This is a genomic window from Amnibacterium sp. (genome assembly GCF_051956055.1).
GTDB lineage: Bacteria > Actinomycetota > Actinomycetes > Actinomycetales > Microbacteriaceae > Amnibacterium.
In genome coordinates, this window is sequence record NZ_JBQCGC010000023.1 from 1 (window position 1) to 23,361 (window position 23,361).

General features: G+C 68.1%; 21 protein-coding genes and 2 pseudogenes. 13 read left to right on the plus strand and 10 right to left on the minus strand.

Annotated features, from left to right (window positions below; genetic code table 11):
• From ACTHLI_RS03325 to ACTHLI_RS03345, 5 genes and pseudogenes are all read left to right on the plus strand, one after another.
• Positions 1–225: pseudogene (locus ACTHLI_RS03325) on the plus strand (hypothetical protein); the annotation flags it as partial.
• Positions 226–444: 219 nt separating this feature from the next.
• Entirely contained in the window at positions 445–759 is a 315-nt protein-coding gene (locus ACTHLI_RS03330) for a ferritin family protein (protein ID WP_440181484.1), read from the plus strand.
• Between the two features lie 31 nt (positions 760–790).
• A complete protein-coding gene (locus ACTHLI_RS03335) occupies positions 791–1,510 on the plus strand; it encodes a ferredoxin--NADP reductase (protein ID WP_440181486.1) in 720 nt (239 codons plus the stop codon).
• Positions 1,511–1,611: 101 nt separating this feature from the next.
• On the plus strand, positions 1,612–1,812 hold the full coding sequence (locus ACTHLI_RS03340; protein WP_440181488.1) for a hypothetical protein: 201 nt from the start codon (positions 1,612–1,614) through the stop codon (positions 1,810–1,812).
• Between the two features lie 25 nt (positions 1,813–1,837).
• Entirely contained in the window at positions 1,838–2,542 is a 705-nt protein-coding gene (locus ACTHLI_RS03345; protein WP_440181490.1) for a hypothetical protein, read from the plus strand.
• 30 nt (positions 2,543–2,572) lie between these two features.
• On the opposite strand, the gene ACTHLI_RS03350 is transcribed toward ACTHLI_RS03345, so the two are convergent.
• The gene (locus tag ACTHLI_RS03350; protein WP_440181491.1) at positions 2,573–2,947 is read right to left on the minus strand and encodes a hypothetical protein; all 375 of its coding nucleotides are present in this window, start codon (positions 2,945–2,947) and stop codon (positions 2,573–2,575) included.
• Between the two features lie 139 nt (positions 2,948–3,086).
• Here ACTHLI_RS03350 and ACTHLI_RS03355 point away from each other — a divergent pair, with 139 nt between their 5' ends.
• The 3 genes from ACTHLI_RS03355 (at position 3,087) to ACTHLI_RS03365 (ending at position 5,497) form a co-directional block, all read left to right on the plus strand.
• Positions 3,087–3,311: a hypothetical protein gene (locus ACTHLI_RS03355; RefSeq protein ID WP_440181493.1), complete on the plus strand. Its 225-nt coding sequence runs from the start codon at positions 3,087–3,089 to the stop codon at positions 3,309–3,311.
• Positions 3,312–3,375: 64 nt separating this feature from the next.
• Positions 3,376–4,449, plus strand: a complete 1,074-nt coding sequence (locus ACTHLI_RS03360) for a threonine aldolase family protein (RefSeq protein WP_440181494.1) — start codon at positions 3,376–3,378, stop codon at positions 4,447–4,449.
• A 73-nt stretch (positions 4,450–4,522) separates the two neighbouring features.
• Entirely contained in the window at positions 4,523–5,497 is a 975-nt protein-coding gene (locus tag ACTHLI_RS03365) for an aldo/keto reductase (protein ID WP_440181495.1), read from the plus strand.
• 67 nt (positions 5,498–5,564) lie between these two features.
• On the opposite strand, the gene ACTHLI_RS03370 is transcribed toward ACTHLI_RS03365, so the two are convergent.
• From ACTHLI_RS03370 to ACTHLI_RS03385, 4 genes are all read right to left on the minus strand, one after another.
• On the minus strand, positions 5,565–6,125 hold the full coding sequence (locus tag ACTHLI_RS03370) for a hypothetical protein (RefSeq protein WP_440181496.1): 561 nt from the start codon (positions 6,123–6,125) through the stop codon (positions 5,565–5,567).
• 85 nt (positions 6,126–6,210) lie between these two features.
• Positions 6,211–6,462 (minus strand): ribbon-helix-helix protein, CopG family, encoded by a 252-nt coding sequence (locus tag ACTHLI_RS03375; RefSeq protein ID WP_440181498.1) that lies wholly within the window; start codon positions 6,460–6,462, stop codon positions 6,211–6,213.
• Positions 6,455–6,868, minus strand: a complete 414-nt coding sequence (locus tag ACTHLI_RS03380; protein ID WP_440181499.1) for a type II toxin-antitoxin system VapC family toxin — start codon at positions 6,866–6,868, stop codon at positions 6,455–6,457. Before ACTHLI_RS03380 ends, ACTHLI_RS03375 begins: the two co-directional genes overlap by 8 nt.
• Positions 6,868–7,128 carry a type II toxin-antitoxin system Phd/YefM family antitoxin gene (locus tag ACTHLI_RS03385; protein WP_440181500.1) on the minus strand — a complete coding sequence of 87 codons (261 nt, stop codon included), beginning with the start codon at positions 7,126–7,128 and terminating at the stop codon, positions 6,868–6,870. The genes ACTHLI_RS03380 and ACTHLI_RS03385 overlap by 1 nt, the downstream gene beginning before the upstream one ends.
• A gap of 147 nt (positions 7,129–7,275) precedes the next feature.
• On the opposite strand from ACTHLI_RS03385, the gene ACTHLI_RS03390 reads away from it, so the two are divergent.
• A complete protein-coding gene (locus ACTHLI_RS03390) occupies positions 7,276–7,596 on the plus strand; it encodes a nucleotide pyrophosphohydrolase (protein WP_440181501.1) in 321 nt (106 codons plus the stop codon).
• A gap of 812 nt (positions 7,597–8,408) precedes the next feature.
• Entirely contained in the window at positions 8,409–9,023 is a 615-nt protein-coding gene (locus ACTHLI_RS03395) for a DNA/RNA helicase domain-containing protein (protein WP_440181502.1), read from the plus strand.
• A 315-nt stretch (positions 9,024–9,338) separates the two neighbouring features.
• Here ACTHLI_RS03395 and ACTHLI_RS03400 read toward each other — a convergent pair whose 3' ends face one another.
• From ACTHLI_RS03400 to ACTHLI_RS03410, 3 genes are read right to left on the minus strand one after another with little or no spacing between them, the layout of a single operon-like run.
• Entirely contained in the window at positions 9,339–11,360 is a 2,022-nt protein-coding gene (locus ACTHLI_RS03400) for a Zn-binding domain-containing protein (protein ID WP_440181504.1), read from the minus strand.
• Positions 11,361–11,404: 44 nt separating this feature from the next.
• A complete protein-coding gene (locus tag ACTHLI_RS03405) occupies positions 11,405–14,542 on the minus strand; it encodes a DEAD/DEAH box helicase (protein WP_440181506.1) in 3,138 nt (1,045 codons plus the stop codon).
• Between the two features lie 4 nt (positions 14,543–14,546).
• Positions 14,547–17,384 carry a hypothetical protein gene (locus ACTHLI_RS03410; protein ID WP_440181507.1) on the minus strand — a complete coding sequence of 946 codons (2,838 nt, stop codon included), beginning with the start codon at positions 17,382–17,384 and terminating at the stop codon, positions 14,547–14,549.
• A 174-nt stretch (positions 17,385–17,558) separates the two neighbouring features.
• Here ACTHLI_RS03410 and ACTHLI_RS03415 point away from each other — a divergent pair, with 174 nt between their 5' ends.
• From ACTHLI_RS03415 to ACTHLI_RS03425, 3 genes are read left to right on the plus strand one after another with little or no spacing between them, the layout of a single operon-like run.
• On the plus strand, positions 17,559–19,604 hold the full coding sequence (locus ACTHLI_RS03415; RefSeq protein WP_440181508.1) for a DUF262 domain-containing protein: 2,046 nt from the start codon (positions 17,559–17,561) through the stop codon (positions 19,602–19,604).
• Positions 19,605–19,639: 35 nt separating this feature from the next.
• A complete protein-coding gene (locus ACTHLI_RS03420; protein ID WP_440181509.1) occupies positions 19,640–20,101 on the plus strand; it encodes a very short patch repair endonuclease in 462 nt (153 codons plus the stop codon).
• A 2-nt stretch (positions 20,102–20,103) separates the two neighbouring features.
• Entirely contained in the window at positions 20,104–20,352 is a 249-nt protein-coding gene (locus ACTHLI_RS03425) for a hypothetical protein (protein ID WP_440181510.1), read from the plus strand.
• Here ACTHLI_RS03425 and ACTHLI_RS03430 read toward each other — a convergent pair.
• Both ACTHLI_RS03430 and ACTHLI_RS03435 read right to left on the minus strand, forming a co-directional pair.
• Positions 20,336–21,760, minus strand: a complete 1,425-nt coding sequence (locus tag ACTHLI_RS03430; protein ID WP_440181511.1) for a DNA cytosine methyltransferase — start codon at positions 21,758–21,760, stop codon at positions 20,336–20,338. The two genes, ACTHLI_RS03425 and ACTHLI_RS03430, sit on opposite strands and share 17 nt — an antisense overlap.
• Before the next feature lie 185 nt (positions 21,761–21,945).
• Positions 21,946–23,361 (minus strand): annotated as a pseudogene (locus ACTHLI_RS03435) (ADP-ribosylglycohydrolase family protein).

The following is a 23,361-nucleotide window of genomic DNA, read 5'->3' on the forward strand; positions in this document are numbered from 1 at the left end:
TCGGACCTCTTCGTGATCGATCCCGCCCCGATCGTCGAGACGGTCGAGCGTCTCTCCCGCAAGGGCGGCCGCGAGGTCGTCGCCCGCTGCCCGAGCCGCGAGGACGCCGATCAGGCCGCCGACTGGCTGGTCGACCGCCTCTCCCGCCTCGCACCGGACCTCCGCGTCACCACCGACGTGAAGCCGGGCGGCGGCCAGTTCCTCCTGACCCTCGCAACCCACTGACCGCGTTCGCAGGATTTCGTCGGTCGAGGTGCGAGCGAAGCGAGCCTCGAGACCACCCCGACTCGGTCCATATGAACCGCCCACCTCACGGATAGCGAACGGCCTGGAGACCGCAAGGAGAGGTCCAGTCGCCCGTGTCAGCCTCGATCACGGAGGCGGTCGGGGCGCCCACCCGGGGCGCTCGAACACGCGATTGCCGCCTCCAGAAAAGGAGACGATATGCCGACGGACCAGTACCACGAGCCGCCCGAGGAGCTCTCTGCTGAGGTGCGCACGTTCGCGCGGATGTGCGCGAGTCTCTCGGAGGAGGCGGAGGCGATCGGCTGGTACGAGCAGCGGATCTCGGTCGAGCCCGACGAGTCCGCCCGCGCCATCATGCTCGACTCCCTCGGGGAGGAGTACAAGCACTTCAGCATGGAGCTCGAGTTCCTGCTCCGCGCGAAGCCGCAGTGGCGGGAGATCGCCCGCGGCATCCTGTTCAAGGACGGCTCGATCGTCGACAACGGCGAGCAAGCAGAGTCGGCCGCTGAGTGACCGCCCGGCTGCGACCCGCGCCGGTGTAGCGGTGAAGCACGGCACGGCCGCAGTCCTGCGCGGCCGGCGCGAGGTCGCGGCCGGCACCGTCGAGCTCACGTTCCTCCCGGAGGAGCGCATCGAGTTCCGAGCCGGCCAGTACTGCCGCGTCGACCTCGGTCGGCTGCGATGGCCGGACCGCAAGAGCAGCCGCAAGTTCTCGATCGTCAACGCCCCGCACGAGCGCGACCGGATCGTCGTGGTCACGCGCTCCGGCCCGAGCGGCTACAAGCGCTCCCTCGACGCGCTGCGAGACGGGGACCGCGTGCGGATCGAGCGGGTGAAGGGCGACCTCGTGCTTCCGTCGAAGCCTCGGCGACCGCTCTCCCTCATCGCGGGCGGGATCGGGATCGCACCGTTCATCAGCATGCTGCGCGAGCTGGACCACGATGATCGGCTCAGCGCGGTCAGCCTGATCTACCTCAACCGGGAACGCTCCTCAGCGGCGTACCTGGACGAGCTGCATCGACTCGCCGCGAAGCGCCCCGGTTTCACCTTCGTCCCGGTCATGACGCGCGACGTCGACTGGACCGGTGAACGGCGGCGGCTCACCGCGGAGACTCTCGGGTCCGTGCTCGACGAGCCCCGCAAGCAGGATCACTACGTGGTCGGGACGCCGCCCATGGTCGACGCAGCGGTCGATGCGCTGTCAAAGGCGGGGGTCAAGTCCTCCCGGGTCCACCAGGAGGACTTCTCCGGGTACGGGAAGTGAGTCGGCCGCTCTCTGGGAAGATCCCGGGCAGCAGCCGCACGATCACCGGGACTCAGGTGCGCCGCGGTCGTCAGGAGGACGAGGGATGCGGAGATGGACGCATGAGCATCTCCGAGCCCACCACCGAGCACCACCTGGGCGACGTGCCGATCACGACGGTCGACGGACGCCAGACCGCGGTGCACATCGGGCACCTGAGCGCCGTCGGCGACATCTTCAATGCCGGCGAGTTCGACCTGCCTCCCGCAGAGCCGGTCGTGCTGGTCGGCGAGATCCCGTGGGAGCTCCGCGACGACGAATGAAGGTCAGCCGGTGCACGACCGGCCGATGAGCGACCAGGAGGCGCTCGAAGCGCTCCGCCGTCGCGTCTACGGCCCGAGCGCCTCCGATGCGGACCGGCAGGCCTACGCCGCCCTCCTCGAGCGGAGGTCGGCGGAGCAGGAGCCGCCCGCCCCCGACGAGACCGCGCCGGAGCCGACCGAGGCGTCGGCGCTCACTGCACCTGCTCCACGCCGGTCGCGCTGGCCGATCGTGCTCGGCGCGGCGGGCGTCCTCCTGGTCCTCGGTCTCGGAACGATCTCGACCGCGATCGCCCGCACGAGCACAACCTCTCCGCCTCCCACGCGGCGAGCGGCTCAGCCCTGGAGCGGCACCGCACGCCCGACCCCGGGTCCCCTCCTGATGCCGGCGACGATCACGCTGCGCCACGGCCCGATCGCCGGGCAGGCGACCTCGGGGAGCGGCAGCGCCGTCATGCCGCTCGATCTGTCGGGCGCACCACCGACCGGCGGCACGCTGATCGTGTCGCTCGTCTCCTCGGACCCGGCGCCGATCGGCTGGGTCGCAGAGCGTCACCGCGAGGGCTCGCACGACGACGCCGCGCTCGAGACCGTCGCCCTCGAGGGGCCCGCACTCCGCGACGGCAGCGTCGCCCCGACGGTCGTCCGTTACTCCGGAGCGCCGCCCGCCCAGCTCACCGTCCGAGCGCCGATCGGGACCGGGTGGGCGCTCACGGTCGCGTTCACGCAGTAGCCGACCCGCTTGCGGGAGGCGCCGACGAGCTCACCACCCCTGCTCGCGCCGGTACGCCTCCCATTCGCGCTTGTCCTGCTCATAGTCGCGATGCACGAAGTCGCCCGCGGCGTACCGCTCCTCGACCGTCGGGTGCAGGACGAACGTCTGGGGCTCCGGGGCCCTCCCCCACCCGAGCGCGACCCTGCCGACGGCCCGGAGCCAGAGCAGGATTAGCGTCGGCGTCCCGATGAGCCCCGCGAGCGCCGCGCAACCGGCCGCGAAGCCGTTCTGGAACGCGCTGATGATCATGAGGATGAAGAAGTAGGCGAAGCAGAGACCGATGATCGCGGCCGGCACGAGGATCGGCGAGAAGGCGAACAGCACCGTCCAGAGCGACGGTCCACGGCGGGGTACAGCAGCCATGCGGAGACGATGCACCGCACCTCCGACATCGGATGCTGACCAGGGGAACACGGTTCGTCTGATCGCTCCGGAACGGGCGTGCGCCCCACTCGACCTGGGGCGGGAACGGTGTCCGAGCAGCGGAGTAGCTTCTCCCACCATGAGCAGGATCTCGAACCTTTTCGGGCCGGACGGCAGGATGCACTCGGTGCTGCGCACCGGCAGCATGGTGACCGACCTGAGTACGGGCAAGTCCGGGTTCGTGATCTCGGAGACCGGCAGCACCTCCACGGTCTCCGACTCGGACGGCAGGCTCCACCAGCTCCTGCGGAGCGGGAGCATGACCACCGACCTCACGACCGGTTCGACCTACATCTCGATCTGACCGTCCGCGCGCTCCCCGACGCCCACAGTGGGAGCTCCCGGCGCGTCGGCCCGAGACTGGTCCGATGACGGACGACGACGACCTCTCCGCGCTGCGCGACAGCTGCGATCGGCACCTGGCCGGCCACGGCCCGGTCCGGGCCGCGGACCTGCTCGCGACGATCCCGCCGGACACGGAGGTCGATGTCTATGGCGCCGGAGGCGTGGTCGCGGCGCTCGAGGCGGAGGTCGCCCGCCTGCTCGGCAAGCCGGCCGCGGTCTTTCTGCCGAGCGGGATCATGGCGCAGCAGGCCGCGCTGCGCGTCCACGCCGACCGCACCGCACGCCGCACGGTGCTCTTCCATCCGACCTGCCACCTGGCCCTGCACGAGGACGGCGCGCTCGAGCGGGTGCAAGGCCTCCACGGGCGCACCGTCGGCGACCCGAACCGGCTGATCACGCTCGCAGACCTGCAGGCCGTCGCCGAGCCTCCGGCAGCGCTGCTGCTCGAGCTGCCGCAGCGCGAGCTCGGCGGCCTCCTGCCCGAGTGGGACGACGTGCTCGAGCAGATCGCGTGGGCCCGATCCCGCGGTGCGACCGTGCACTGCGACGGCGCGCGGCTCTGGGAGGCCTCCGCCGGATACGGCCGCTCCCCCGCCGAGCTCGCGGCGCCGTTCGACACCGTCTACGTGTCGTTCTACAAGGGCATCGGCGCGCTGGCCGGCTGCTGCCTTGCGGGCGAGGAGGACGTGATCGCGGAGGTCCGGGAGTGGCGCAAGCGCCTCGGCGGCACCCTCTACGGCCTCTGGCCCGCGGCGGCCTCCGCACTGTCGCTGCTGCCGAAGCGCCTCGCCCGCATGCCCGAGTACCTGGCGCATGCGCGGGCGATCGCCGCCGCGCTGCGCGACGTCGACGGCGTCCGCGTGCTGCCGGACCCGCCGCAGGTGCCGATGATGCACGTCCTGCTGGACGCGCCGGCCGACCAGGTGCAGGCCGCCGTCCGCCGCATCGCGGAGACCCGGGGCATCTGGACCTTCCGCGGCATCGCGACGACGCAGGACCCCGGGGCGCAGCGGGTGGAGCTGAGCATCGGAGACGCGACCCTCGGGTTCTCGCCCGACGAGGTCGCGGACCTCTTCCGGGAGCTCGTCACCGGCTGAACGCCCGCGACGGCGCTCATCCTCCGTGCGGTCTGAGCGTCTAGCGTCTCCCGTTCCGACGACAGGAGACGACATGCAGTACCGGGAGCTGGGCCGCACGGGCCTCAAGGTGTCCGACATCGGCTACGGCGCGTGGGGCATCGGTGGTGCCGGCGGCGGCTGGGTCGGCGCGCAGGACGACGAGTCGCTGCGGGCGCTCGAGCGCTTCATCGAGCTGGGCGGCACGTTCATCGACACAGCGCGCGGGTACGGCCGCAGCGAGGAGCTGGTGGGCCGGGTCGTCCGGGAGCACCGCGGCGAGGGCCCGATCGTCGCGACGAAGGTCCCGCCGAGGAACGGCGAGTGGCCCGCGCGGGCGGCGGTCCCGGTCGAGCAGACGTTCCCGGGCGAGCACATCCGGGCGAGCCTGGAGACGAGCCTCAAGGCGAGCGGGCTCGACGCGTTCGACGTCGTGCAGTTCCACGTCTGGAGCGACGAGTGGGTCGGGCACGGCGACTGGCTGGAGACCGTCCAGGCGCTGAAGCAGGAGGGCAAGCTCCGGTTCTTCGGCATCTCGATCAACGACTACGAGCCGGAGAACGCCCTCGCCCTCATCCGGTCGGGCGCGGTCGACACCGTGCAGGTGATCTACAACGTGTTCCACCAGCAGCCGGAGGAGCAGCTGCTCGCCGCCTGCCAGGAGCGCGGCGTGGGCGTGATCGTCCGCGTCGCGCTCGACGAGGGCGGGCTCACCGGGCGCATCACGAAGGACACGACGTTCGAGGAGGGCGACTTCCGCCGCACCTTCTTCCAGGGCGACCGCCCGGCGCAGGTCGAGCAGCACGTGCAGGCGCTGGCGGACGACCTCGGGATCGGCGTCGACGACGTGCCCGACGTCGCGCTCCGCTACGTGCTGTCGCATCCCGCCGTCTCGACCGTCATCGCCGGAATGCGCACGGTCCGGAACGTGGAGCGGAACGCGGCCACGAGCGACCGGGACGCGCTCCCCCAGCAGATGGTGGACAAGTTGAAGGCGCACCGCTGGGAGCGCAACTGGTACCGCGGCTGAGCACGATCGCGGTGGGGGCGGGACCGAGGTCAGCCACGGCGAACTGCAATGCCGGCGATGGAGGAGATCAGGGTCCGTAGTAGGGACGAGGGATGCCACTGCGGACCATGACGTCGTCGAGCATCGCGCGGAACGCAGGGTCCATCCGCTCGCGCGCCCGACGGGCCTTGTCGAACCGGAGCCGCCGGTGCGCGACCCGCCAGGCATCGAGCACGTCCTCCATGGCGTCGTCCGTGTCGACGTCGCGCAGCTCCGGGAGCCGCACGCACCACCGCGCGATGGAGAGCATGAGGTCGATGCGCGCCTTCCGGTCGATGTCGTCCTCGCCGTCCCACCTCGGGTCCTCGAGGAACGACGGCAGCACGAGCAGCAGGACTCCGGCGGGTGCGGTGCGTGCGACGGCGCCGGTCGGATCGATCGACCGCTCCAGCTCGAGCAGCACCCGCTCATCGTCATCGAGGTGCTGTGCCCCGGTCACCTCGATGCAGGCCCGCAGATCGGCCTCCGCCCGCTGGTGACGGCGGAGGCGCCTAGCCGTCAGGTCCTCGAGCATCGGCGCGATGATGTCCTGCAGCGCCTCCCCGGCGCGACGGTCGGCGTCGTCGCCATCGGGCACGAGTCGGAGCATGGCGCCATCACACCTCCGGGGTCGGACACCGACACCACAACACCTCGTCGGGGTCGGACGTACCGCCTGTATGAGACAGGCGCAGTCACGGCCTCCGGCCCTGCTCGAGGGCGTTGCCGAGATCGCTGGTTATCGCGAGTCGCTTAATCGCTTGCGCGTACCGCGGAAGCGCGCGATCGAGGACCCGATCGACGAGTTCAGCACGACCGCGCGCGTCGAAGTAGTCGCGAATCGCTCGCCGCACGACTTCCCGGACAGAGGCGACCTCGATATCTGGGCGTACATGCACGGCATGCAACTCGGCCGCGGACAGACGCAGCCTCAGCTGCTCAGCCATGATCGGCTCCAGTCGCTCCTGGCGCTTCGACCGCCAAGCCGGCGCCTGCCGCTGCCGACCCGAGTCGGTTTTCGTACGTGACGACCGAACTCAGGTCGTCGCCGAATGACAGGGCGACCGCCAGATGGATCGCATCGAGCGATCGAAGCTCAGGCGTCGCCAGGCGACCCGCCTCATCCAGCACGCGAGCAGTGAGCCCAACCGTGTCGATCGAATCGAGGATGGCCCGCACGCGCTGCGCACGAAGCGGATGCACTCGCGTCACAGCACGCATCAACTCGGTGCGGGTCAGATCGCTCGTCACAAGCGTTCGTTCCGGCTGTACCCACGTCCACATCTCGTCGGAGTACCGCTCGGCGACAACCAGCTTCACCAGCGCCGAGGTGTCGATGTAGTGGACGGTCATTACCGCTCGTCAGCTCTCATCGCCTCAAGGATCGGAGAGACGGGTTCACCGGCCTCGGGCTTCGAAAGATCGCGCATCGACCGCGTCGCTGGCCTGATCAACCCGGCCGCACGCATCTCGGCATAGGGCGAATCCGACAAGGGCGTGAGCTGCGCGACCGGCCGCCCTCGATCGGTGATGACGACCGTCTCACCAGCGGCCGCCTGCGCCACGACCGCAGACGCATTCTGCTTCAGCTCCCGGATGCCCGCCGTACCCATGTGCTACATCGTAGCACGGCGAGGATCAGCATTGCAGGCCCTGGCGACCGCTCTCACAGGGCTGCTTGGTCGAGCGTTCGGCCGCGTGTGACGAGCTTGTCGGCTCTGCGCCCACGGGTAGCCATCAGCAACGATTAGCGTTCAGCGGTGGTCTGGGAGACGAGTAGCGCTGCGGTCCGCGCCTTCGTGCAGGAGCGGGAGTGGTCCCAGTTCCATTCGCCGGAGAACCTTGCGAAGAGCATCGCGATCGAAGCAGGCGAGTTACTCGAGTGCTTCCAGTGGTCCTCGGACGCGGACCCGTCGGAGGTGAGGCGCGAACTCGCCGACGTGCTGATCTACTGCCTTCTGCTGGCCGACCGGGTGGGCGCGGACGTGGACGAACTCATCACGTCGAAGATCGATGAGAACGCGCGCAAGTACCCGGTGGATCGCGCTCGGGGACGGTCGGAGAAGTATGACCGGCTTTGAGGTCATGCGGCTCGCATTCGATGCCGACGCGGTCCGGGAGTGGTCGGAATCCAGTGCTTCACACAGCAACTGGCCGGTCGTATACGTGCTGGACAGCGTCGCACCGGGGACGAATCGCGCCGGCGATATAGAGGTGTACGTCGGAGAGACGCTGAACGCACAGGCCCGCCTCCGCCAGCATCTCGAGTCGGGCACGAAGGCGAACATGCGCTCCGTGCGCGTGATCCTGAACGAGCGCTTCAACAAGTCCGCCGCGCTCGATCTTGAGTCGTTTCTCATCCGCCTGTTCGCGGGTGACGGGCAGTTCAAGGTCATCAACCGCAATGACGGCGTCGTCGACGGCAACTACTTCGAGCGCGCGCGATACCAGGAGTCGTTCGAGACGATCTTCGAGGAGTTACGCCGGGAGGGCCTGTTCACTCGCGACATCGGGGCGATCGAGAACGACGATCTGTACAAGCTTTCCCCATTCAAGGCGTTGACGCCGGAGCAGACCGACACGGTCGAAGGGATCATGCGGATCGTCGCCGATCGCCTCCTCGCAAAGGAGGACTGCACGATCGTCGTGCGGGGTGCCCCTGGAACCGGCAAGACGATCGTGGGGATCTTCCTCATGAAGCTGATTGCCGACCTCGGGGCGCCACAGTCCGACCCTGAGGGCGAGAGCGAGTCCCCGCTCTCAGCGCTCTTCTCCCTCGACACCCGCACGGCCTACAGCGCACTGAACGTCGGATTCGTGATTCCGCAGCAGTCATTGCGACGCTCGGTCCAGGAGGTGTTCCGTCGAACTCGCGGCCGAGCTCCGGACCCAGATGCGCGTCCGCGGCGGGCGGGACTACGTCGACCACGTGCGTGCACTGCTCGACGTGAGCGCGCCTGTGTCCGCGCTCGAGGCCCGTGCCCGGATCGCCGCGTCCGACTACGAGATCCGGTTCTTCGATGACATCCGTGCGATGCACGATGCGATCCGCATGCGTGATCGCGAGTACGGCTTGTGTCGTCTGGTCGCCGGCTACGCATGGGAGTGGAGGAGCAGGACCGACGCCGCGGCCGTAGACATCGAGATCGACGGATACGGCCTGCAGTGGAACAAGACAGCGGTCGACTGGATCACGTCTCCGGGCGCGGTCGATCAGGTCGGCTCGATCCACACGGTGCAGGGGTACGACCTGAACTACGCGGGCGTCATCGTCGGCGACGACCTGCGGATCGACCCGTCGTCCGGCAGGCTCGTCGGCGTTCGTGAGTCCTACTTCGACAAGCGTGGGAAACAGAACAACAAGCTGCTCGGCATCGAGTACAGCGACGCCGATCTAGGTCGCTACATCGCCGACATCTACGGGGTGCTCCTGACGCGCGGGATTCGTGGGACGTACGTGTACGTCTCGGACCCCCGGCTCCGTGAACACCTGCAGGACAGGCTCTGACGGTTCGCCATGGTGAAAGGCGAATGCGAGGCGGTTCGTGATCCTCTCTGCCCGCCATCACGCGAGAAGTCACGTAAACACCGACCTGTTAGTCGACTTTGGCATCGGGCTCGATGCGCAGGCTCTCGTCAAGCGAGCCTGCGGAACCATCGCACCCGAGGGTGTAGTCCGGATTCGAATCCGCCGGATTCGAGGGAGGCGGCGGGCGATATAGCCGATCAGCTTCCGGACGGGACGGGCGTAGCGGAGAAGGACCCGATATCCGTCGGGTACGAATCCGCCAGATAACCGGCGACCACACTCTGGCTGGAGTCATCAGCTCACGAGCAGTCGATACACGGAATCCGGCCTGTTCTGCAGGGTGCGGACGTCTGTCCACTGGACAAGGCCGGCGCTTGCCACGACCTCCTGCTGACGATCGTTGAAGTCCGAGGCCTCGCGCGTCCAGAGCGGATGCCCGACCGCGACGCGCTTGTGTCCGGAGCGGAGCACAGTCAGCCCTCCATGCTCCTCGAAGCTCAGACCGTCGAGGGCTTCCCCGAATGCCAGCCCGAACTGTCGCGCGGCGCGGGATGCGAGATCGAACCAGCGCCTCTCCTGGAGCGGAAGACCGAGGGCGAGCTCGCAGACGTCGAGCGCCAGGCGCCAGTCCAGCCGCGGATGCAGATGCCGGTTGTCCCAGGACCGCAAGCAGTCAGGGCAGGACGAGTCGCACTCGAGGTGCTCGCTCGAGGACCACCTGCCGCCCGTCACGCTCAGCATGGTGGTGAGCACCCGCTCGAGCCGGCCGCCGCGAGTCAGCTCGAGCGCGTAGCCGGCACCGTTCTCCAAGGTGTCGGCGATGTAGACGGCGGCGGTCCGGATGCCGTTGATGGAGCGCTGCTGGATCCCGGTCACGATCTCCGACGGATCCACCGCCAGCTCGTCCTGGGCCGCCCGACGAAGGGCTTCAGCGAATGACAGCAGCGCCGCGGTTCCCGACGGCACCCTGAACGCCTCTGTCGGGATTACCCCTTCAGGGCGCGACACCTGGTCGATGAGCAGGAGCGCGCTGTCGGTCACCCGGAGCGCGCCGATCGCCGCATCAGCGAAGTGCTGCATGCCGTTCGCGCCAGATGGCGTGGTCGGCACGATGATCGAGCGGTTGGAGTGCCTGTACATCGAATACTTCATGCCGTTGTTGTCGTTGATCGTCAGCAAGTTGGCGCGTTCGAGCTTCCAGACCGCGGTGGCACCGATGCGCTCGTGCGCCTCATCCACCTTCAGCCAGCCGAGTTCAGGCCGGCTCGCTCCAGCAGCCCTGCGGTCATCGGAAAGCGTGTCGTCGCGCTTCTCGTGCGTGCGGAATCCCTCGGGCTGGAACACCGTCAGGTTCTCGACCGCGCTCCCGCACACGGGACACGTCGACCACGTCTCCGTAGCGGTCATCGCCGCGCACTGGATGCAGCGGGTCAACTCGAGCCGTGACCGCATCGGGTCAGCCGAGACCGGATTGGCAGACACTCCGGTGAATGCTGCGAAGCCGTTCGCGGTGTACACCCAGCCGTCCTTCACGATCTGGGCGCCAGGAGCGAACAGCGACACCGCCTGGTCCAAGGACCTGTTCGCGATGTCGCCACCCGGCAGGACCTTCCCGCCCTGCACACCTCGGTACAGCTCTCGCGTGCGCGTCGGGAACCCGAACATCGGCAGGATGCCCGCGTTGGCCAGGCGCTCACTCAGCGCGGGCTGCGTGAACAAGCTGTCCGCCACGACCTTGGAGATCTCCGGTGCGAGCGACTCCCGCGCCCACTGCGCGAGCTGCCCCGAGTCGTCGAGTCCGGTGAACGCCTGCAGCCGGCGCACGACATCGTCGACGAGCGGACTCGTGCGCAGCCATGCCGAGATCTCGTCGACTCGGCTCGGCCAGTCCGATGCCAGTCCGAACGTGCCATGGACGCTGTCCCCCCTCGGGGCGGGAGGAGCCGCCGAAGCACGGAAGGCGAGACGGAGAAGCTCTGCTGCGACTGCGCGCCGCAGGATCGCCGGACGTTCGGTGTCGACCCAGGGCTGAGGCGGGATGTCCCCGGTGATCCGATCGGGGTTCGCGAAGTAGTAGTCGTCATGCGACCGGTCACGGCAGAGCGTCGCCGCGAAGGAGAACGGCTGGCCGGATCGACCGGCTCGGCCGACACGCTGCTGGTAGTTGAAGCGCTGCGGAGGCATGTTGCCCATCACCGTCGACTGGAGGGAGCCGATGTCGACGCCGACCTCCATCGTCGTCGTCACGCTGAGCACGTCGAGCGGTGTCGTCCGCTCGTTCTCACGCGGCCGCGGGAGCAGCGCGTGCCGGAACACCCGCTGGCGACGCTGCTGCTCCTTCGGAGGCCTGGTCTGGCCCGTCAACTCCGCGACCGCGAGCCGCAGCGGCTCCTGGTGGGAGAGCCACGCGTAGTAGTCCTCGTCGCCCGCGACTCGAGCCTGCGGGCGCGGGGTGCCGCCGCATCCAGGCCGTACGCAGACACCGGCGGAGGCGTGCAGGTGGCGCTGCCCGCAGAAGTCGCAGATCCAGATCGTCTCCTCAGCCGGAACGATCGCGAGCGGAAGACCGACTCTTCCGAGCTCCACGATGCTGCCGGCTGCGATCTCCTTGAGCACCTCCTCGTACGCCGCATCGATGACCGCCACGTCCTGACCAGCGGCATCGCAGCGCTTGAGGAAGTCGGTGACGTCCTTTGGCCTCGAGGCCGATTCGTTGGTGTGCTCGGATGGCCGGAAGCGACCCGCTGCGAGGTGGATGCGCACCGCGGAGAGCACCGCTTCACGGACCGACCCGTCCAGGCGCGCGGCGACGTGCGGCCGGAAGTACCGACGAGCGCGGACTCACCGTCACGCCCATCGACGCCGGTCAACGCGTCGGCGATCGACTCCGTGAGCGCCTCCAGGTAGTGATCCGCGAAGGACTTCCGGGTGTGAGGATCGACGATCGGTAGCCATTCGCCGGCGACGGGCGGCTCGAACGCCTTGTACCAGGGCGTGCCCTGCTCGTCGAGCTGAGCCAGCGACGCACGAGGGCCGCCCGGTGCGACGCCGAGGGCGATCAGGTCCCGCTCGACCCCGCGCACGAGGTCAGACCACCCGATCACCCCACCGGTCTGAGTTCGCTCGTACTCGTCGATGATCGCCAGGTCGGCTTCGCTGGGTGCGCCGACGCGCTCCTCGTAGAGCGCTGCGATCAGATCCGGTCGAACGGACCGCACCAGGTCGTACTTCGCCTGGTCCGTGCCGAGATCCTCCCTGCGCACGCCACGACGCGCGATCGACAGCAGGTCGTCGGAGGTGGACAGCTGCTTGTCGACCAGCTGACGCACCAGGTCCTGGTAGTGGTTCCGACCCAGCCCCATCGACATCCGGGCCGCCTCGTCGACCGAGTCGGAGAACACGATCGTCCGGCGGGCGTCCGGGTTCTCGCCGAGCGTTCGGAACACGCTCGACACGAGCAGCTGCACCGCCTGCGTGGCGCCCTGCGTGTGCGCACGGATCGCCGATCGCACCTGGCCGGACTTGAACGACACCTGGGTCGGATGATGCCCGCACCTCGGGCAGTGGGAGGGAAGGGAGGGAGGTGCAGCCGCGCCCTTCCGCGGAGTCCAGCTCATGACGAACCCATTCGAGTCCTCCCGGGTCTGCTGCACATGGCCCGTGAGCGGATCGAGTCGCGCTCGCTCGAAGGTGAAGGTGTACTCGACCTCGCCCGGTCCCTTGTGCTTCCAGGATCCGACGGTCAGTGCCCTGTCCTCGCTGGGCAGGAACCAGCGGTACTCGTCGGTCGACCGCTCGTAGACGTAGCGGGAGCGCTCCGACTCCGTGTCGGTGGGGTCCACGCCGAGGAACTCCCCGTCCTGGTCGCTCGCGAGCACGTGCCCCCCGAGGCTCGCGTCACCGCACCGGCCGCAGTAAAGCAGTTCGAGGACGCGCCCACCGCAGGCGCACTGCCGGACGGGCCGCCCGTAGAGCCGGCCGATCGCCGGACGTGCTCCGTCCTCCTCGGCCCGAGAACCGCTCGCACTGCGGTCGATCTGATCGCAGGAGGGATTGCTGCACGCCCAGACGTTCCTCATCGTTCGCAGGAAGTAGTGCGCACGGAACGGGATGCGGACACCCTCGGGCTCCCGGCTCACGGCGCCCAGGGCCCGCTCGAGCTGATCGATCGCGCTGGAGGAGCCGAAGGCGCGCTCCGCCACGACCTCCATCGGGGTGGCTCGGATCTGACCGGTCTCATCACGGCACGCCTCCGCGAGCGCCGAACTCATCCTCAGCTCGTCGGCCGACCTGACTGGCAGGGTCGCTTCCACGGCCCTCGGACGACCGCTGATGATCCGGAAGCGCTCGCGGCTCACCCCGAAGAAGTCCTCGAGGTAGTCGTGGCCGCTGTCCCCGAGTGATGCACTGGTTCCGATCACGCGGAGCTGCGACGAGTCCGGCTCCAGGCCGAGACGCATGAGCAGGCCTCGGACGATCATGGCGACCTCCGTGCCGGGGGTGCCGCGGTAGAGGTGCAGCTCGTCGACCGCCAAGGTGAAGACGTTGTTCGGGTCGGACGCGAGCCACTGCCGCGTCGCCTCGAAGATCGGCTCCTCGAGCTGGCGCATCAGCATCACATTCAGCATCGAGTAGTTCGTGATGAGGATGTCCGGCGGCGTCGCGATCATGTCCCAACGGGTGAACATCTCGGCCCGTCGGGGGTCGGGCATGAAGTCCACGATCGACGGGTCGCTGGAGTCGAGTGCGTCGAACTCGTCGACGAGTTCACGCATCTGCGAGGCGATGAACCCCGCCCGATCATGCGCGCCGCGAGGAGATGGTCTGGAGGTGCCGCCGGGAGCGGCCGAGGTGTAGCGGCCGAACCACAGCGACGGGCCTCCTGCGGCGCTGATCCCCCGCACGGTTCGACGGAGCCGAGCGACCTGATCCTCGACCAGCGCGTTCGTCGGGTAGAGCACCAGCGCCCGGACCGCCGCCGGGCGCTGGCCCGCTCGGAGCTGCTCCCATCGCGGCGGCATCGCCGTCCACCATGGATTCGCCGCCGGCTCGGCGGGCCAGCTGCGAGCCTCGCGAACGAGTCGAGCGAGGATCGGCAGGAGGAATGCCTCCGTCTTCCCCGAACCCGTCCCAGACGTCACCACGGGGTTGGCGGCGACGGCGTCACCCATCGCGACCTCCAACGCTGTCGCCTGGTGCTCGCGCAGGACCACGGAGTCGGGATCGTCCGTACCGAAGAGTCCTCGCAGCAGCCAGGACGCCTCTCGCCGGTCGAGGCCGACCTCCTCGAGTGCGGCGATGCCCGGGACGATGTTGTCGTAGGGCACTACCGGCTCGAGCATCGGAAGCGGCAGGAGCGGCTGATGCTCCGAGAGGAGGCGGCGGCGCTCGGCACGGAGCGATCCGTCTCGCAGGGAGAACGCGGTGTCGATGTACCGGAGGACGGTGCTCTCGATCTCGCGGTGGACGGTGAGCGGGTGCGGAGTGGGCACTGCCATCCCTTCAGTGGGTCAGGAGGTATCCGAGACGCCCGGCCACCTCAGCCGAGACATCGGCATAGATGGCGAAGCCGCGCCGGACGAACGGCGGTCGCTGGGTCTCAGCGACGACTGCTCGGTCGTAGAGGACAGGGAGATCCGCCCCGATGGGAACGATGAGCTCTCGGCTCGCATGGTGGTACGCCGCAAGCGCTCGCCCGGTCAGGAGCACCGACGCTGCGTGCTTGGCGCCGTATGTGTCGATGGTCGCAGCGGTGCCATCGCGAAGGTCGACCTGCGTCCGCACGTAGTGCCTTCGTCTGCGATCCGTCGTCCGGTAGGCGCCGACTGACGAGATGTCGTAGGTCTCGATCCAGGACGCACTGTTCGGATCGAACCGTTCGAGGCGCTGCGTCGAGGGAGGGCTGGTTCGCGGCAGGGCCGCGAGCGTCTCCTGCATCGTGGCTGCCATACCGAGGAGGGCTTCGCCGACCAACGGCTTGGCCGAGGCGTGCAGCGCCCGCTCCTCGATCTCCGGCGGCGCGTCCGTGAAGGTCCGGATCGTCGTTCTGCCCGAGTCGGGATCGCCTGCCGATGCTGCACCGGCCGCGAGGACCGCCTTGACCTCGTTGTCGCTCCATGCACCGATCAGACTCAGGAATGGTCCGGTGCGAATCGCACCGCGCGGATCGATGTGCCACCGCTCCGGCTGGAGCGTCGTGGACGAGCGGGCCACCGAGATGTGACCGAGGCCCTCGAGCACTCTCACGAAATGCGCTGCGAACTGCGCTCCGTCGGCGACCTCGTTCGCGACGCGCTGCAGGAGGTCGTAGTCGCCGCCTCCGAAGTACACCAGGAGATCGAGCGCGATCGTCCAAAGGTCGTCGCTCTCGCCGTTCTGTCGGATCGCGGGTCGCTCGGCCACTCGTGATCGAGCGAGCGCCGCCGCAGCCTCGCGGTCAGCCCGCTCCTTCGCTCGCTCCGCTGAGCGCGGGTTGGTGGAGAACGAGCGCTCCGTCCCACAGTCATCGCAGCGGCCGAGCGTGGTCGCGACGAGTGGCCGACCGCGCCCATCGACCGGGGCCGTGTCGATCCGCATCCGGTGGCGACCCGTGTAGAAGCAGCTCGCCGCCGGCGGACGAGCGAGTCCGATCCGCGCAGCGCGCTCCTCACGAAGACCTCGACGCCACCAGGGAAGGGGCTCCAGCGCCATGCGGCTCTCAGGGCGCCTCTCCGTCGACCGCCCGCCCTCGCCGCTCTCGGCACCCACCACAGCGAGCGGGTGACTCCGCATACGCTGGACCGGCTTCGCTGATTCCCAGGAGGCCTCGTCCGGGGCGTCGGACGAGCGGAGCGAGAAGCTCAGTCGTGAGGTGGCGGCCTTCTCATCGCGCTCCTGCATCACGAGCGCGTACTCGCCGACAGCAAGGTCGAGGTCGGCGAGGTCCTTGACCACGCTGTTGGAAGCATCCGAGCTCCAGGTCTCGAGCACCAGCGCCTCGTCAGAGGTCTCCACCTCCGCTCCCAGATCAATCAGTGCGATCGAGAAGCCCGCGACCTCGTCACTGACTGCTCGAAGCTCCGGAGCACGGGCGACGTGCCAACGGTTCCTGACCCGCCCCGGCACCTTCAATCCGCCAGCGAGCTGGAGTTGTCGGGTTGTCAGGGGGATCAGCGCTGCGAGGTCGCTGCTCTCGGGGATCCTGGTAACCGGTCGTCCGAAGATCTCGATTCCGGCGACCTGCACCCAATCCTCGGGAAGGCCTGCAATCGCGTCCCGCACACTCCAGCCCGGGCGAGCCATCTCCTCCAGTGCCGTCTGCAGGGCGGGCATGCGGTCCCGTCTGGCCAGGAGCATGAGCGAGTCCCCGAGGAGCACCCGGGCGGTCTCGATCCAGGTGTTGCTGAGGTCGTCGTGCTTGAAGACGACGACACCCTGAGGGCTGCGGCGCACCTCCCCTACGCCTTCGACCTCGACGCGCATGAGTCCGGTCAGCAGGTCCGCGCTGTCGAAGGAGTCGTTCTCGCCGAGCAGGGCGAGCCCCTCTCGGAAGGGCTCCAGCGGCAATGTGACCGGCTGACCATCCCTTGCGCTCAGCAGGGTCGCCTCCTGCGCGCCTTCCTTCGTCGGCACGAGGATCCCGGTGCTGATACGAGGTCTGGGGAAGCTCCTCTGGGACACGACCAGTCGAGCGCGCTGCGGTCCGATACGCGCTACTCGACCCGCTACAGCGCCGGACCACTCCGCCAGCTCAGTGGCGGCCACCTCGCAGATGACGGATCTGTTGAGCGGGACGTCCCACAGCCGCGCCAGGCTGATCCCCGCGGAGCCACTCGTGCGGATCCACGAGTCGAGCAGCGGGTCCAACTCCTGGGGAGGCACGACAGAGGTCGGCGAGAGGCCGAACTGCTCGAAGAAGAGATGGAGCCGCTCCCGGTCCGTCTCGCGGACCAGGGCCTGGGAGACCGCGAGCCCGACATGCCGATGTCCGAGCGCAAACGCTGTGGGCAGCCCCCGCTCGCCCTCGTTCCGCTCAAGCCAGAGATTCAGCCCACCCCACAGCCGCTCGGCCACGTCGCGGTAGCTCGCGGCCACCGACTGCACGTCGCCGCCGATGAGGTGGACGAGCCGCGCATAGTAGTTCGTGGGAGACATGCCGTCCCCACTTCCCATCTGCTCAGCAGCGAGACTGAAGAGTGCGAGCAGCGGAAGCACGGGCGGTGTCGTCCTGAGGCTCGATCTGCGCCACACGAGGTAGCGCCGCAGATGCGGCCGGAACGCGTGCGCAGAGCCGCTGTCGGTCGTACGACGAACGTCGTCCCTCAGCACCTGGACGACGTCCTGCTCCTCCGACAGCGACATGCGCCGACCGAGCTGCTCCAGGACCTCGGGTTCGAGGTCGAGGTAGACCGGGCGCCCGGCGCGTGACCGACGCGCGAATACGACATCAGCGATGGCTTCAGTCCAGCGGTCGTATCGCGACCATGCAGATGACGTACCGGGATCAGTCAATACAGCTCCAACCTCCATTGCGCCGTGGCCGAAAGCAGACTAATTGCAGACGCGGATCCAGCAGACCTTTCACGCCGTCGGCGTGTCACCCGTCTCCTGGGGGCAGAATTCCCTGTCAAATTGTGGTCCAGTGCAAGCAGCACCATTCGCAATCGAGGGAATTCGGCCATGACGCTTCTCGACGACAGCACTCGTCCGCCCGCATCCGGCCAGTTCGACGACGCGGATCGCTCGGCGCTCGAACGTCGGACGGCGAAGCTGATCGAACGCCTATCGCTCGCGGAGAGCGGACCGGACGGCGCCCCCCGACTGAGCAGCAGGCTCTTCGCGAGGGATGTGCGATGGGATGAGTCCTCCTGGGCATCCTGCCTGGCGGAGGTGGAGGAGTGGCTCGGCTTCGACGAGGAGCTGCCCTTCCACAGCCGCGACCTGCTCTCCAGAGTCATCGCGAGGTCCTTGCAGTTCTCGGCGACCGCGGACGCCTTCATCGGCGCCCCTACGGGCCTCGTTCTGACAGATGCCGCGCTCGAGCGGCTGCATGACCTCCTCGATCGAGCCCTGTACCGCTACCTCCGCTCGCAGGAGGACCAGGTGCTCGGGCAGGAGGAGGAGGCTGACCCAGGCATCGCTCTCGTGAGCGACGAGGACGGCCTCCCTATCGAGTCCTCCTCCGATCCGATCGCAGCGAAGGCGGCGGTCTGGAACATCAACGAGTTCAGCAGTCGGGCGCTCCGGGGAAAGCTCAATCTCAGTCCCTCGTACCAGCGCGGCGACGTCTGGCCCATCGCGGACGCTCAGCTGCTCATCGAATCGATCCTCAGAGGCATCCCCCTGCCCTCGGTCATCGTCCTCAAGCCTCAGCACGATCCCGCTGCACCATACGAAGTAGTCGACGGCAAGCAGCGGCTCACCTCGATCCTGCGATTCATCGGATCCCACCCGGACGCGATCAGGACGGTGAAGGAGGTCGGCCTGGAGCACGGGGTCGATCTGCTCACCCCGTTTCAGCAGGACTACGTCCGGTTCCGGTCGATGTGGAAGACGATCACCGGAGAAGCGCTCACGGCTGGCGTGGAGAAGGAGCTCTACTTCCCGTTCCGCCTCGGTGCCGGTCTCCGCGGCGCTCTGGAGCCGCTCCGAGGCAAGTACTACTCGCAGATCCGCAACGACACGGTCGAGGTCGCCGAGGAGCGGATCGAGATCGCAGACCTCTTCGAGCGGGTCACCGAGTACAAGATCCCGGTGATCGAGTACCTCCGCGCGTCGCACACGCAGATCCATGAGGTCTTCAACCTCTACAACAAGCAGGGCAAGCACCTCAACGCGGAGGAGATCAGGAACGCGCTGTTCCACGATCTCGACCTCATGCGCGGTGTTCTGGTCGCTTCAGGTGACAGCAACGATCTCGAGAACGTTGCGCCCTTCCTCTCGACGAGGTGGGCATCCATCCGGCCGCTGTCCGCAGCGCTCACTTCGCTCGGATTTGGGACGGTCCGATATCGCCGATCGAAGGTGCTCTCCTGGACCGCGTCACTGCTCGTCAACGACTCGCGCGACGACACCGGGAGGGCGCGTCGGCTCTCCACGGCTGCACAGATCAACTCGTTCCTCCGTCGGGTGCAGAAGGACCCGAACGATGCGCTGCGAGACGCGGCAAGACTGCGGGACATGTTCGCCGTGCTCTCACGAGCCGCCGCCCTGGTCGAGCAGATGCCTGAGGCCTGGTCGCCGACGTTCAAGGACGGCGGAACCGGTGCTCAGTGGCAGGAGCTGCCGCTCGTGGGCACGCTGGTGGCGATCGCCGCTGCGGTGACGGTGCTCGGCGACGACATCGTGGCCCGGATGAGAGACGCGCGGACGAACCTTCTGCGCGCGACGCTGCACGAGCCCTCTTGGGCTCGGCTCGAGAAGACGCAGACTGCGACGCAGTGGTCATACATCTCCACCATCGCTCTCGATACGCTGCGCCTGCTCGGGATCGACCCGCATGAGGCGTCGGTGGCGCTTCGCGGCCGTTTCGGACAGTCGGGATTACCGGCACTGATGGACGTCGAGTCGAGGCCTCGCTGATCGCGACCAGCGGAGAGGCTTGAGAAGATCTCGTCGTGCCGCTGTCTCACCGCGACTACGAGTCGTGGGCATCCAGCCCTGCCGCTCGAGCGACGATGCAGGGCAATCGGCGACGAGACACTCGGCCCGAGCTCGCCCTCCGATCTGCGCTGCATGCGCGCGGGCTGAGGTTCCGCGTCCAGTTCCCCGTCCCCGATCGTCCTCGGCGATCGATCGACATCGCCTTCACCAGGCGCCGGCTTGCAGTCATGGTGGACGGCTGCTTCTGGCATGGCTGCGCCTTCCACGGTTCACGACCGAGCTCGAACAGCGCCTACTGGGGGTCGAAGATCGAGCAGAACAGGTCTCGTGATCTCGACACCGATGCGGCGCTGCGTGGTGCCGGCTGGCAGGTGCTCAGGCTCTGCGAGCATGAGCGCGTCAACGATGCTGTCGCGGCCGTCGAGGAATGCCTCGACGCTATCGACGCCGCTACCAGAACGACTCGTACCCTCTGAACGTGGCCAAGATCCGGACCTTCACCTTTCGACGCGCTGCTGCGCAGGCTCACCCGACCGAGGTCGACGCGACATGGGCGATCGCCGGAAGCGGACCTGAAGCCCTGGTACAGATCTCGACCTACGGGTCCGACGGACGCCAATCTCAACCGAAGGTCAGTCAGACGATCCAGATCGACGAAGCGGTCGCTGCGCAATTGATCGATGTACTCGTCGACGCCTTCGGCGAACGCATCATCCGACAGCGCTAGGCGCAGCTGAGCGCGCGTCGTGGGGGCGCAGCTGAGCGCTTGACCGTTGAAGGAGGTGTGCCGCGATTCGCTCAACGACGTCCGCATTCACCGCGTTACCGAGAGCTCGGTACGCGTCCTTCTCGCTTGCGGGCAGCTGGATTCCCTGAAGGCCCTGGAGCTTCGCGCACTCCCTGGGGGTCATGTAACGCCGCTCCCAACCGATGATGGGGACCTGGGAGTCCGTCATCGCTACGAGTGCGGGGGCGCTGGTCGCGCGCTTCACCCGCATACCCGACGCTCGCATCTGGATCACGTGATCCTCCAGTGACAGACGCCCACCCTTCACGTTCCACTCCATCTTCTGGAAGCTCGTAGGCAGGCCCTCGAGACGCGGCAGCCACGGGGCGATCCATGACTGATGCTCCAGATAGAAGTCGCGATTCTGTCGGATGAACTGCCGCTTCCATGCAGGGAGGGTCGGGGTACGCGCCATCGCGTAGGTGGGCAGCAGATCCGCGACCTCCTCGTCGCTGAGACCCTGAATCCGCTGGAAGAAGGATCCCCAGACCCCTCGGAAGCTCTCATGGCCGCCTTCGCGGAGCTGCTCCCAAGGAGACGACTCCTCGAACGAATAGGTCGCTCCCCACTCCATCGCCCACAGCGGGAACGAGGGAAGTCGAGTTCCGGTTGGTGCCCGATCCAGGAAGTCCTGCCAGACCTCGAGGGCTGTCAACGCGCTGCCTCGAACCTGCCTCGCGTCGCTCGGGAGCACATCGAGAACGGAATTGATGTCGGTGTCGGTAGTCTCCGGCTCCGGCCAGCGGAACTCGCCCAGAGAGTCCTGGGCGCCAACGATGTACAGGCGGTCGCGGACCTGAGGGATGCCGAACTGATGCGGAGATCGACGCTCTGCCGCCACGTCGTACCCGAGCCGCTCCAACTGCTTGCGCATGAAAGCGAACGTGTCACCACTGTTGTGCTTCAGCAGGTTCGGGACGTTCTCGAGGACGAAAGCGCTCGGCCTCCGTTCCTCCAGGATCCGTAGCACCTCGAAGAAGAGCTGCCCTTGCAGGGTGTGATCGAATCCGAGCTGCTCGCCTGCCTTCGAGAAGGGCTGGCAGGGAAATCCTGCGGTTAGGAAGTCGTGCGCCGGGATCTCGGCCACATCGACCTTCGTGATGTCTCCGTGCACGGCCACACCGAAGTTGCGCTGGTACAGAGCTTGCAGCGCCGGAACCCACTCGGAAGCGAACACGCACTCGCCCCCGAGTCGTTCGAGGGCGACATGGAAGCCCCCTAGACCCGCGAAGAGATCGATGAACCGGAACGCACCTAGTGACGGCGACCCCGGCTGGCGCCGATGCTCATTCAAGGACCCTGTCGACCTGGTCTCGAGCACAGCTCGCCCGCCTTCCCCGCAGCCCATGAGCGGCTCGCGACGGTACCCACCCGTCCGCGCGGTCTCCCGCGCTGACCGCTCGCGAAAGGTCTACCAGCCACGGCGGACATCTGTGGCACACCGACGGGTGTCACCGGAACGCGTGTCGAAGGCCGGTCCGCGGGAAGCCTCAAGCGCTGATCTGACTCGGTAGGGCTGATGGAACGTCACGGTCAGCTCCACTCGACGGTCTCGAGCCAGCGAACCGCGTCTTGGAGGAAGCGCTGCGGCGCGCCCTCGGGCAGGACCGCGGTCACCTCACGGAGGGCGACTTCGCGCGACTTTCCGCAGTGCAGCACCGAGTAGCTGGCACCGACTGCGGGTGTGCGACTCCGCCCCTCGAAGCAGTGGAGGAACACGGTCTTGCCCTCGGCTCGCAGCGCCGCGACGGTGTCCGCCGCGTCGCGGAGGACAAAATCGAGGTTCGGATTGCGTCCGTCCTCGTCGATCAGCCAGAACTCGACCTGCTCGCGGTCGGTCTGCTTCCTGCCGACGCGGCAGAGAGAGATGACGGCGTCGATCTCCGTCGGCAGGTCCTCGAGAGCTCGGAGGGATCCGAGCCACACCCCGTCGTCGTGCGGGTGCTGCACAAGGGTCCTGCGGCTGTTGGTCGGGAAGACGACCGCGCTCGGCCAACCCTTGCTGTCAGGCTTGCCGCCCAGCGCCGCGAGCACGGCCATCCGAGTCAGCTGATCGGCGGTCAGGCCGGGCCACCCGTGCAGGATGCGGCGCCACCGGGCCGGGAGCGCGGAAGCGCCGTGCACGGCCCCCGCGAGACCGCCGGCGATCGCCGCGACCGTGTCCGTGTCGTTGCCGCCGCGGACCGCGCGCTCGAGGATGTCGACGAGCGAGCTGCCATGCGTGATCGCCGACCACGCGGCCTGGAGCGCTCCGCCGGCCCAGCCGTTCGAGGGGAAGTCGCGAGGCTGCATCCGCTCGGCGTCGTCGATTCGGGCACGCCACTCGGAGCGGCGATCCTACGGGAGCGCGTCGAGACCGGCCTTGAGGTCCAGCTCGCCGGTGTTCACCGCGCGGCGGATCGCGAGGCACCAGAGCACGCAGGCGTCGCCGGCGAGCGGGTCGGCGTGGGTGAGGTCGCTGACGAGGCGAGCCGCCTCGACCAAGCCGGCCTCGTCGTCGAGGTAGGCGAGCACGACCGGCGCGGTGCGCATGAGCGAGCCGTTGCCGGCCGATCGCGAGTGCGTGTCTGCGAATCACCGCGCCTCCTCGAGCAGCGCCTCCCCCGTTCCGACGCGGCGCCCGGCGCCGAGGACCGCGCGGGTCTGATTGCCGACGTCCTTCGCGTCGCGGCTCCACTCGAGCCAGCGCGTCGCGACGTGGTCGAGGGCCGCGGCGTCGAAGCGCTGCCCGCGAGCCGCGACCTCGAGCAGCGGGATCGCCATGGAGGTGTCATCGGTCCACTCCCCGGCTCCCAGCCGAAGACGGACGTCATCGACAAGATGCTCGCCCTCTACGACCGCCTGCCTGACGACATCACTGCTCGAGTCCCCCTTCGCCGGGTATGGATGCTGGCGGAGTGATTTGACGGTTCCCGCGCTTCCGAGCCTCGAAGTTGCGCTCCTCCTGAT

What these genes read in the sequence shown, in the direction of transcription:
- ACTHLI_RS03330 (WP_440181484.1), top strand. Translation starts at nt 445, where the DNA reads ATGCCGACGGACCAGTACCACGAGCCGCCCGAGGAGCTCTCTGCTGAG.
- ACTHLI_RS03340 (WP_440181488.1), top strand. Translation starts at nt 1,612, where the DNA reads ATGAGCATCTCCGAGCCCACCACCGAGCACCACCTGGGCGACGTGCCG.
- ACTHLI_RS03345 (WP_440181490.1), top strand. Translation starts at nt 1,838, where the DNA reads ATGAGCGACCAGGAGGCGCTCGAAGCGCTCCGCCGTCGCGTCTACGGC.
- ACTHLI_RS03350 (WP_440181491.1), bottom strand. Translation starts at nt 2,947, where the DNA reads ATGGCTGCTGTACCCCGCCGTGGACCGTCGCTCTGGACGGTGCTGTTC.
- ACTHLI_RS03355 (WP_440181493.1), top strand. Translation starts at nt 3,087, where the DNA reads ATGAGCAGGATCTCGAACCTTTTCGGGCCGGACGGCAGGATGCACTCG.
- ACTHLI_RS03360 (WP_440181494.1), top strand. Translation starts at nt 3,376, where the DNA reads ATGACGGACGACGACGACCTCTCCGCGCTGCGCGACAGCTGCGATCGG.
- ACTHLI_RS03365 (WP_440181495.1), top strand. Translation starts at nt 4,523, where the DNA reads ATGCAGTACCGGGAGCTGGGCCGCACGGGCCTCAAGGTGTCCGACATC.
- ACTHLI_RS03370 (WP_440181496.1), bottom strand. Translation starts at nt 6,125, where the DNA reads ATGCTCCGACTCGTGCCCGATGGCGACGACGCCGACCGTCGCGCCGGG.
- ACTHLI_RS03375 (WP_440181498.1), bottom strand. Translation starts at nt 6,462, where the DNA reads ATGGCTGAGCAGCTGAGGCTGCGTCTGTCCGCGGCCGAGTTGCATGCC.
- ACTHLI_RS03380 (WP_440181499.1), bottom strand. Translation starts at nt 6,868, where the DNA reads ATGACCGTCCACTACATCGACACCTCGGCGCTGGTGAAGCTGGTTGTC.
- ACTHLI_RS03385 (WP_440181500.1), bottom strand. Translation starts at nt 7,128, where the DNA reads ATGGGTACGGCGGGCATCCGGGAGCTGAAGCAGAATGCGTCTGCGGTC.
- ACTHLI_RS03395 (WP_440181502.1), top strand. Translation starts at nt 8,409, where the DNA reads ATGCGCGTCCGCGGCGGGCGGGACTACGTCGACCACGTGCGTGCACTG.
- ACTHLI_RS03405 (WP_440181506.1), bottom strand. Translation starts at nt 14,542, where the DNA reads ATGGCAGTGCCCACTCCGCACCCGCTCACCGTCCACCGCGAGATCGAG.
- ACTHLI_RS03410 (WP_440181507.1), bottom strand. Translation starts at nt 17,384, where the DNA reads ATGTCGCTGTCGGAGGAGCAGGACGTCGTCCAGGTGCTGAGGGACGAC.
- ACTHLI_RS03430 (WP_440181511.1), bottom strand. Translation starts at nt 21,760, where the DNA reads ATGGGCTGCGGGGAAGGCGGGCGAGCTGTGCTCGAGACCAGGTCGACA.